At 56.5% G+C, this 8,839-nt stretch carries 9 protein-coding genes; 2 read left to right on the top strand and 7 right to left on the bottom strand.

Annotation, left to right across the window (positions count from 1 at the left end; translation table 11 throughout):
* On the top strand, positions 1–625 hold a 625-nt coding region (locus ACW8F6_RS00355; RefSeq protein WP_491573843.1), incomplete at its 5' end, for a GGDEF domain-containing protein.
* 42 nt (positions 626–667) lie between these two features.
* On the opposite strand, the gene ACW8F6_RS00350 is transcribed toward ACW8F6_RS00355, so the two are convergent.
* The 5 genes from ACW8F6_RS00350 to ACW8F6_RS00330 all read right to left on the bottom strand — a co-directional run bounded on the left by ACW8F6_RS00350 (position 668) and on the right by ACW8F6_RS00330 (position 4,991).
* Positions 668–1,768, bottom strand: a complete 1,101-nt coding sequence (locus tag ACW8F6_RS00350; protein WP_491573842.1) for an AI-2E family transporter — start codon at positions 1,766–1,768, stop codon at positions 668–670.
* A 304-nt stretch (positions 1,769–2,072) separates the two neighbouring features.
* Positions 2,073–2,561 (bottom strand): hypothetical protein, encoded by a 489-nt coding sequence (locus ACW8F6_RS00345; protein ID WP_491573841.1) that lies wholly within the window; start codon positions 2,559–2,561, stop codon positions 2,073–2,075.
* A 54-nt stretch (positions 2,562–2,615) separates the two neighbouring features.
* Complete coding sequence (locus tag ACW8F6_RS00340) at positions 2,616–2,867, bottom strand: hypothetical protein (RefSeq protein WP_491573840.1); 252 nt, start codon at positions 2,865–2,867, stop codon at positions 2,616–2,618.
* A gap of 341 nt (positions 2,868–3,208) precedes the next feature.
* The gene (locus tag ACW8F6_RS00335) at positions 3,209–4,411 is read right to left on the bottom strand and encodes a trans-sulfuration enzyme family protein (protein WP_491573839.1); all 1,203 of its coding nucleotides are present in this window, start codon (positions 4,409–4,411) and stop codon (positions 3,209–3,211) included.
* A 67-nt stretch (positions 4,412–4,478) separates the two neighbouring features.
* On the bottom strand, positions 4,479–4,991 hold the full coding sequence (locus tag ACW8F6_RS00330; RefSeq protein ID WP_491573838.1) for an Lrp/AsnC family transcriptional regulator: 513 nt from the start codon (positions 4,989–4,991) through the stop codon (positions 4,479–4,481).
* A gap of 334 nt (positions 4,992–5,325) precedes the next feature.
* On the opposite strand from ACW8F6_RS00330, the gene ACW8F6_RS00325 reads away from it, so the two are divergent.
* Complete coding sequence (locus ACW8F6_RS00325) at positions 5,326–6,018, top strand: hypothetical protein (protein WP_491573837.1); 693 nt, start codon at positions 5,326–5,328, stop codon at positions 6,016–6,018.
* Here the strand turns inward: ACW8F6_RS00325 and ACW8F6_RS00320 are convergent.
* Both ACW8F6_RS00320 and ACW8F6_RS00315 read right to left on the bottom strand, forming a co-directional pair.
* Positions 6,015–6,446 carry a hypothetical protein gene (locus tag ACW8F6_RS00320; protein WP_491573836.1) on the bottom strand — a complete coding sequence of 144 codons (432 nt, stop codon included), beginning with the start codon at positions 6,444–6,446 and terminating at the stop codon, positions 6,015–6,017. The two genes, ACW8F6_RS00325 and ACW8F6_RS00320, sit on opposite strands and share 4 nt — an antisense overlap.
* A complete protein-coding gene (locus ACW8F6_RS00315; RefSeq protein ID WP_491573835.1) occupies positions 6,443–8,671 on the bottom strand; it encodes a choice-of-anchor X domain-containing protein in 2,229 nt (742 codons plus the stop codon). The genes ACW8F6_RS00320 and ACW8F6_RS00315 overlap by 4 nt, the downstream gene beginning before the upstream one ends.
* Positions 8,672–8,839: the final 168 nt, after the last annotated feature.

The following is an 8,839-nucleotide window of genomic DNA, read 5'->3' as shown; positions in this document are numbered from 1 at the left end:
TTTGGTCTACATGCTGAACTTGGCTCACCAGCAACATCGCGAATACTGGCACTCGCTCGACAATGAAATGATTCTCGAGCAGCAAAGTCGAACCGATGCCTTGACGTCCTTGAAAAATCGCCGCTATTTCGATGAAAAGCTCGACGAACTGTGCCACTTGTCGTCGCGGGACCACGTTAAGTTGGCGGTACTGGTGGTGGATTGCGACCACTTTAAATCGATCAACGATAATTTCGGACACGATTTTGGCGATGAGTGCTTGCGACAATTAGGCAAGATTTTAAGTGATTCGTTGCCGCGCGCCACCGATGTGTGCGCCCGCTACGGTGGTGAGGAATTCAGCGTCATTCTGGCTGGCACCGGGTTAACTGGCGCCCAACTCGTGGCCGAGCGAATCCGTGCGCGGGTGGCGGCGCATCGCATTGAATACCTAGGTAGGACAACCCAACTCACGGTAAGTATCGGTGTAACTGCTGAGCGACTTCAACAATTTGAAGTGGGTTTGCCCGAACGCCTTTTTAAGCGCGCCGACTTAGCGCTGTATCAGGCCAAGCGCGAGGGAAGAAATTGCGTGCGTTGTGCCGAGACCGATTTGGATGTAGACGCCCAGGTGTCAGTAGGCTAACGAGCCTCAGCGGTAACGCACTCAGCTAGCGTGATGTGCACGCTATGCTGGCGCCTGCTTGAGCAGACGATACCATTCGCCCACCAGTCCCGTGCGCTCTAAGTAAATGCTGACACACACCAGCAGCGGCACGCCGACCAGCATGCCAAAGCCGCCCCATAGCCAGCCCCAAAACACCAGCCACAAAAAAACCACTAGCGGATTTAAATCCAGCGTTTTGCCCAACAACGTGGGCGTCACAAATTGGCTTTCGACTAAATTGATGCCCAAGTAAATGCCGGGGATCAGCAGTGCATACTCGATGGTTTGAAACTGTAGGTAGGCCACCAGGCTAAACGCTATGGCCGACAGCAGCGGCCCAAGGTAAGGCGCGAAGTTGAGCGCGCCGGCTAAAGCGCCCCACAGAAACGGATCGTCTAAACCCAGGCCGTAAAATGCGCAACCCACTACCAGGCCCAGCACAATGTTAATTAACGTAATGGTGGAAACGTAGGTGGATAGCTCCGCTTGCATGGCGTGAACCAGCTCGACTGTTTGACGTTTGTGCGCGAAGGTGGCCCGTATTTGCACTAAATTGAGTAACAAGTGCTGGCCGTATACCATAAAAAAGTAGGCGAGAAAAAGGGTGACCAGAATTTGCGTCAGTACCGTGGGAGTGGCCGATGCCAGTGTCTGCAGTAACGACAGTATGGTGGTTTTTCTAAACTCGTCGTCGCTGGCCTGCTCGGATAGTGCACTGTTAATGTCGCTCAGCGCCGAGGCGCCTTCGCCGGCAGCGGCAACAGTCACCCCGTTGGCCAAATTGCCGAGAATGTCGGGTAATTTTTGCCACCACTGTTGCGCTGGGTCTGTGAACAATAACGCGGAAAAAACCAGCGCACCAATAATGGTAGAGAGTACCAGTAGGGTGCCGAGCATACGCGGCAATCCCCAGCGCTCCAGGCGCGCCACCCAAGGGCTGCTAAATAGCGCAATGAATGCTGCCAGCACCAGTGGCAGTAGAATAATCTGGCCGAGGTACAGCGTGTAAATGCTGGCTAGCACTACCAGGTAAATCAGTAAGCGCGTGGCAACCGAATGCCTAGGTTGTGCTATTTGTGCCGCCGGCAGAGGCTCCTTGCTATGCAGCGCGAGTGAATTCATGGTGTTGTCTTCCTGTGATGAGAGCACTCAAGCTTGAAAAAGCCAGCGCTTTAATGCGTGCGTCCATTGCCTGGGTAACGCCAGCGAGAGCGACCAGAGGTGTACTAGCTGTTGGGCGCAACGACGTGCCCGTGCACTGCTGCTCAATCTTTCTAGGGTGGCGCCCAAGCCCAGAGCGAGACCCATGGCCAGTAGAAGGTGCTGCCTTGTCACGACCGACTGGGTCCTGCGTTTGAGGTTATACACCAGAACTGCGGCTGCCTGCCGCTGTTGCGTCATGGCTTGATCGCGCTGCTGAATGGCACTATTTAAGCGTCGCAAGTAGATCATCTTTTGCCTCCCGCAGCTGTTGTGTGGTGTGTTTGAAACCAATCAATTGGCGCAAGCTGCGCTGACTCTTAAGCGCCAGCCAAATAATTGCAAGCTGCGCGCCGAGAAATGCGCCGATGCCGCCGTAAAGTGAGCCGGTTTCAGTGAAGACAACGCCGGCAAAAGCGAGACACACACTGAGTACCAAACACAGCACTAAGGGAATCATTAACAGCTGCAAGAAAATTAACTGGCGTAGTGCACTCACACTGCGTCTTAGTTCGAGCCTTGCGACAGCCTGCAGGTTATCCGCCCAGGCTGTGGCTAAATCGCCGATGGCCGACAAATGTGCCAGTGTCTGTGTCAGTTGTTCGTCGGTGCGGGTTGGCTCACTCGCGGGCGCTGAATTGCTGCCCGGTGCGCGCTGTGGCGCGTCCGGGCCAGGAGCCGGTCCGGACGCCTTTGAGTGTGATGTCTCAGACATAAACAGGACTCCCGAAGTTAACAATTGTCAGGCCAGCGACTGTGGTTGCCACTGTTATTTGAGTAGCTTTGAGATAGCCCAGCCAGCCACAAAGGCGCAGCCAATGCTTAACAGCGGACGCTCTTTAATGACAGATTCCGCCTGCTCGGCCACGGCAGATGCCCGCTCTTTGTTGGCATCGAGTTGTGCTTTAGCCTGATGCTTCACATTGCCCACCATGTCCGACGCCGCTTCGCCGGCGAGGTGATAGGCCTGTGCGAGTTTTTCTTGGCTGGAAATACTGTTGGTTGCTTTTGCAGTTGCCATAATTTTTCTCCTTTTAAACGGAACAGAGTTTTGCCAGGGCCGATGGCCACTTGGCATCCGTGCAAAAGGGAAGAAGCGAAAACTGTGCCAGCCTGCCGGCAGCGCGGCAAAGCTTGGATGTGCGGGCGAATGTGGAGTGATTCCGTGCGGCAGGCGCGCGATGGCATGTCGATGCGTGTAATTTTTACAGAGAGACGTTGTAAAACTTTGGAAGCTTTACACACTGCGCGCTCAGGGAGACTGTTCGCGCAGTGTGTGCAAAGTGCCGTTGGCTATTGATTACCTAGCGAGTGCGCTGACATCGTTGCTGCTAGTCACATAACACTGTTCAGTACAGCGGTTTAGGCCGCTGCACTTGACGCTGTGGCAACGGCGAGTGCCTGCTCGATATCGGCGATGATGTCATCGACATGCTCCAGACCCGCAGCCAGGCGAATCAGTGTGCGCGGAATACCCGCGGCCGCCAACTCTTCGGGCTCATAGGTGGAGTGGGTCATCGAAGCCGGGTGTTGAATTAAGGTTTCGGCATCGCCCAGGCTGACTGCGCGCTTGCACATTTGCAGCTGGTTCATGAAGGCGACGGCCTGATCAAAACTGCCCTTCATCACAAACGCCAGTACGCCACCGCCGCCCAGCATTTGCGAGCCGATCAACGCATGACCGGGGTGGCTGGGCAGGCCGGGGTAATCCACCTTGTCGATGGCGGGGTGGGTCTGCAGGTAGTTGGCCAGCGCCAGGGCATTTTGGTTGTGCCGCTCAACGCGCAAGTGCAGGGTTTTTAGCCCGCGAATGATTAACCAGGCATCGTGGGGGCTGATGATGGCGCCCATGTCTTTGCGGGTGGTCATTTTAATGTGATCGATAAGATCCTTCGGACCGCACAAAATCCCCGCCACTACATCGCCGTGGCCATTTAAGAATTTGGTGGCCGAGTGCAACACTATATCGATGCCGTGTTTGGCAGGTTGCTGCAGTACCGGCGACATAAATGTGTTGTCGATAATGCTCACCAACTTGTGGGCTTTGGCGATGGCAGCTATGGCATCCAGATTGACCACCGACAGGCAGGGATTGATGGGTGTTTCGCCGTAGATCACCTTGGTGTTGGGCTTGACCGCCGCGCGCACTGCATCGGCGTCGCTCAAATCCACAAAGCTCACCTCAATACCAAAGGCGGGCAGTTGGTGATTAAAGAGTGCAAAGGTGCAGCCGTACAAACGGTGCGAGGTGATCAGGTGGTCGCCCTGTTTTAGCAGACCCAAAACTGCCGCCGACACGGCGCCCATGCCCGAGCCAAAGGCCGCGGCTGCTTCAGTGTGCTCCAACAGCGCCATGCGCGCTTCCAGCTCGTCCACAGTGGGGTTGCCCAGGCGCGAATAGATATGGCCCTGGGCTTCGCCGGCAAAGCGCTCAGCGCCCTGTTCGACGGAGTCGAATACAAAGGTGGACGTTTGATAAATGGGCGTCGAAAGCGGGCCGTACTCGCCCTGGCTGTGTTTGCCACCGTGAATGGTGTTGGTTTCGATATGGTCGGACTTCCACATAGCGCCTTACTCTTGTCTATCGCTGTGGGTAACAGCGGCGTTGTTAGCGGGCGCGGGTGGCGCCCGGTCAGGGTTCTGGTAGCTGCAGCTGGGTAGTTGCCTTCAGCTCCTTTAAAACAATGCTGGTGTGAATGCGCGCGATACCCGGCAGCGGAATCAACCGGCTGGAAATAAAGCCATCCAATGCTTTGGTGTTGGCCACAGACACCTTCAGCATATAGTCGTACTCGCCGGTCACGTGGTAGCACTCCATGACCTCTGGCATACCGACTAGCTGCGACAAAATCTCGGCAATGCGTTTGTGCTGGTGTAGCTCCAGCGCAATCTCGATCAACGCCAGGTTGTCGTGGCCCAGCTTCTCGCGGCTCAGCAGCGCCGTATAACCTTCGATGTAGCCCTCCTGTTCCAGCCTGCGCACCCTGGCTAGGGTGGCGGGTGGGGACAGATGTACCTGTTCGGCCAGCTCCACGTTGCTGATTCGGCCCTGAGCCTGCAGCGTTTTTAGGATGGCCAGGTCGGTGCGATCCAGCGCTGCGCGGTGGCCCGGCGACTCGTTTATGCTTGGAATATAGTTTACCACTATCAAATTCTCGATTATTAAAAGTAAGTATTATGGCAAATAAAACAAATTATATTCGGTTTGTGGCGCTGTGTCGGTGGCTGTCGAAATTAAATTTTGTGCGGCGCTGCACTGGCGGACGGAAATTCAGTGGGCTCGCCGTGGGTGGGGCGTTGTTGGGAAAGGGGCGGCGTGTTCGAAGGAGTAGCTGCTACAATGAAACGTCACCGTTTGGGAGTTGCTTGTGGACGACATTGGCCGAAGGCCGGCAGCTGTAGTCAAAAAAGCGTGTTGGGGGTTATTGGCAATAGTGCTCTTAGCGGCGAGTGCTCGGGTGACCGCCAAGCCGTTCATCATGACCTGCCAATTTGAAAACTACACACCGATTTACCAGGAGTTGATCGAGCTTTATCAGCTTGCCTTCGAAAGCCTGGATTATCAGCTTACGTTTAAGCCCCTCACCAATCAGCGGGCTATCAGCGACGTGGCCCGCGGGCACGCCGACGCCAATTGCCTGCGTACCGAAACTCTGGTGGAGGAAGGTCCCCACAGCAATATCTTTCTGGTGCCTGTGCCTTTGGCACAATTCGATTTTGAAGTGTGGTTTAACGGCGAAGGTGGCCCAACTAAACACTTGCAGGCGGTGGTGGCGCGCGGTGGATTAGTGGGTTATGAACGCGGCGCTTGGATAGTGCATCTACAATTACACGCCCAGGTCCCCCACGACCAAATTGTGGCGGTTACCGGCACGCGCAATGGCCTTGAAATGCTGGCAGCCGATCGCATACAGGCCTTCGTTCACAACGCAAATAAAGTACAAGAGGTGCTTGGCGCCATGCCTGTACCCCACGCTTTGACACGCGGCGAAGTCTTGGTCAGTGCGCTCATGTACCCGGTATTAAACGAGCGCCACAGTGCCTTGCAAAAGCCGCTGGCCAATGCCCTGCTGGCCCAACTTGCGCAGCATTGCACACTGGCACCGGCTGTGCATTGGCCAATCTTGTGCGCTTTTTATCGCAAGCAATTATTGGCTGTAAGCGCGCCCTAGCGCAATAACCCCCGATTTTTCAATGCGATGCTGTAGCCCAGCAATCCCACACCGAGCATTATTACCACGGCCGGCATGACCATTGCGTCCTGCCCAAGCACGGCAAAGGTGTCGCTCATAAAAAAGCTGTAGCTGTTTTGCGCGAGAATTCCCAAGAGCGAAAGGCTGTAGAGCACCACGGCGAATATATTGCGCATTAGCAACATAATCGATGCCAACACACCGCCCACTACGGCGATACCAAAAGCGGCATTCAGCCACTCGGGCGCCTCGGTGTATAGCTTGGCCTGCTCGGGCGGCAGCTGCGCAATCATCTCGGGGGTTATCGACAGGTGCAGGGCGAAAGCGCCCAGGCCGGCCAGGTTCCACACCAGCGCCAGCGCACCGATGAACCAAAACCACAGGGGGGGCTTGGGGGTGGTGGTCATTGTAGATCCTTATTGTTTTTGACATTGGCACAGTAGCTTTCCCGATACGGGCGCGCAAGCTTTACCCGGCACAACTTTGTGCCGTGCGGTGAATGGGCGAGGCTGATGTGCTTCCCCGTTAGAACTACGAGGCCGCGAACTAATAGAAGCGCGCGCGAGCTCATGCTGCTGTTGCGACTGGTGTCGCGGGTCTGCGCCGGGTCGCGCATACCGGAAGTGTGGCACCAGCCAGTTTTGTGGCCCTTGTTAACCGCGCCGGACAATTGCCCGGACCATTTTTCCGTGGTGCCGTCCTCGGGGTCATCCAACAACAAATCGGTGGCGATGTGGCAATAGTCGTAGGCCCACCAGCGGTCTTTGAACGAGGTGGTGTAGTAGTCCACGGCACTGCGCGCCCAGCTGGGAATCGTGGCCAGCCAGTTGGCGGCACCGCTGTATGTGAGGTCGGTATTTTTACCGCAGCCGGCGCCAAAAATCTGCCCGAGCACCGCCAGATTACCGGCCAGTGCTGTGCCCTGGTAGGGCGTGCCCACCGACTGAATCAACCGGCCACCGGAGGCGTAATCCAGGCCGCTCACATAGCGGGCGTACAGGTGCAGTGCAGCGGCTCCACCCTGGCTGTGCGCAACCACGCCAAAGGAACTGTAGTTGGCGCCAAAATCGCGAATCTTCAGCGCAAAGGCATCGTGACTGCGATTGGCTTTGTAATCTTTAAACTCCACCGCATTGGCAAAGTCGCCGGTGCTCCAGGCGCTGCTTGAACAGTAACCGTGCACCAGCATCAGCGTGCTGCCCGCGGCCGCTGTGGCGATGCGCGCCGGTGCCAGTGGCACAGCGGTGCCCACGACCTTTACGCGCATATCGCCTTGGCGATCTGCCGTTGCCAGCAGTGTCTGGGGTGAGCGCAGGTTACCACTCGACAAGGCCTGGTTGTCCGCACTGCTGAGGTCGAGCGGCTTGCGCTTGGCTCGGGCAATGGGGGTGTGGTTGTCCTTGTGTTGTAGGCGTAACTTGCGCAGCTCAAAGGGCGCCTGCAGATTTTTTTGGGTGAGCCAGCGGCTGTCGGAAATCAGCGCGAGTTGTGTGCCCCGATCGGTACTAGTGGGGTCCACTAGACCGCCCACCCAGTGTGCGAGTTCCTGCTCGCCGCGGGCATTTGTGCCCCAAATTTCCGCCGACATAAACACCGTTTCGGCGTCACCTCGGGTTTTTACCGGCACAGAGACCTGGATGTCGCCATTGGCCTGCACCGACAATTGCGCCGCCTGGCGATCGAAGCGATAAGTGCGCGCAACGACCGGATAAAGATCGGTGGTGGTGCGGCTAAACGCAAGACCGTCCGGACGCGTGCCCTGTACCATCAGGGTTTGCGTATAGACACCCACTTGATCTGTGGGCAGCGTGGCCGAGTAGCGGCCGTCGCCCGCCACCGCGTCGCCGTTAATACCGGCGTCGTTGAGCTGCAGGGTGGTGGAGCTGTTATCGGGCGCTGTGAGCGTGACACTGGCCTGGGAAATGGAGCCGGCCAGCGGCGACTTGCGCACCAGTGTGTGGCGCTCGCCGCGATCGGCGCGGGCATCCACCAGATAAGCCACCAGGTTTACCTGTTTGTTTTGCACGGTCATGGGCGTATCGCGGTAGCTGTACACTTTGTAGTTGGGGTCGCCCTTCACCAGTAAATATCCCAGTGGTTCCCGCGCGTCTGCGCTACGGCTAAGAGACTGGCTCTGCATGGACGGCGCGTTTTGGGCGCGGGTCAGGCGCACCTGCCACTGGCCCACCTTGTGGTTTTCCAGCTGCAATTGTTTGCCGCGAAATGATTCGTTACCCAGGGCAATGTCCTGCACTGCCAACGCAGTTTGTGCTTCGTCGGCGGCCACACGCCCGTCCGGGTCAATAAGCGTTAGTTGCCAGTGTTCGGCATCGGGGCCAATAAACGCGATGGGACTGGCCTCGGTGTTATCGATAGTGAGAGTTTGGGTAATCACTTGAGTGCCGTTACCGAGTGCGCGCGTGGGCGCGTTCACAGGCAGCAGAGCTGAGTGGCTGAACACGCCGGTGTCTTTACCGTTGGGAAGTTGTTGTTGTTGCGCGTCTTCGGGTGCCACAGAAACGTGTTTATAGCCGCTTGCGTGGGCACCCGAGGTGAGCAAACTGGCCGTGAGCGTCATTGCCAATGCAAAAAGGCCGCGCTGACGGCCTCGCGTTGAGGGGATCAGATTCATTTTCAGAGCTTCCTAATCTGTTAGTTATTGTTGTACAGACAAAAATGCTGAAAATAATTGAGGAAGAAAATTGGCGGAAAACACAGACCGGTTTGCCGCTACCTAAATTTTCGTACACCACCTTAATTGAATTTTCAGCAGAGATAGTGGAAGTGGATCGGACATCTG

This window comes from Simiduia sp. (genome assembly GCF_058345725.1).
Note: the sequence above shows the minus strand (reverse complement) of the source record. Positions and strands in the feature narration are given on the sequence as shown.

Excerpts from the sequence above, each read along its gene's own strand:
- ACW8F6_RS00350 (WP_491573842.1), bottom strand. The coding sequence starts at position 1,768 with ATGAATTCACTCGCGCTGCATAGCAAGGAGCCTCTGCCGGCGGCACAA.
- ACW8F6_RS00345 (WP_491573841.1), bottom strand. The coding sequence starts at position 2,561 with ATGTCTGAGACATCACACTCAAAGGCGTCCGGACCGGCTCCTGGCCCG.
- ACW8F6_RS00340 (WP_491573840.1), bottom strand. The coding sequence starts at position 2,867 with ATGGCAACTGCAAAAGCAACCAACAGTATTTCCAGCCAAGAAAAACTC.
- ACW8F6_RS00335 (WP_491573839.1), bottom strand. The coding sequence starts at position 4,411 with ATGTGGAAGTCCGACCATATCGAAACCAACACCATTCACGGTGGCAAA.
- ACW8F6_RS00325 (WP_491573837.1), top strand. The coding sequence starts at position 5,326 with ATGACCTGCCAATTTGAAAACTACACACCGATTTACCAGGAGTTGATC.
- ACW8F6_RS00320 (WP_491573836.1), bottom strand. The coding sequence starts at position 6,446 with ATGACCACCACCCCCAAGCCCCCCCTGTGGTTTTGGTTCATCGGTGCG.
- ACW8F6_RS00315 (WP_491573835.1), bottom strand. The coding sequence starts at position 8,671 with ATGAATCTGATCCCCTCAACGCGAGGCCGTCAGCGCGGCCTTTTTGCA.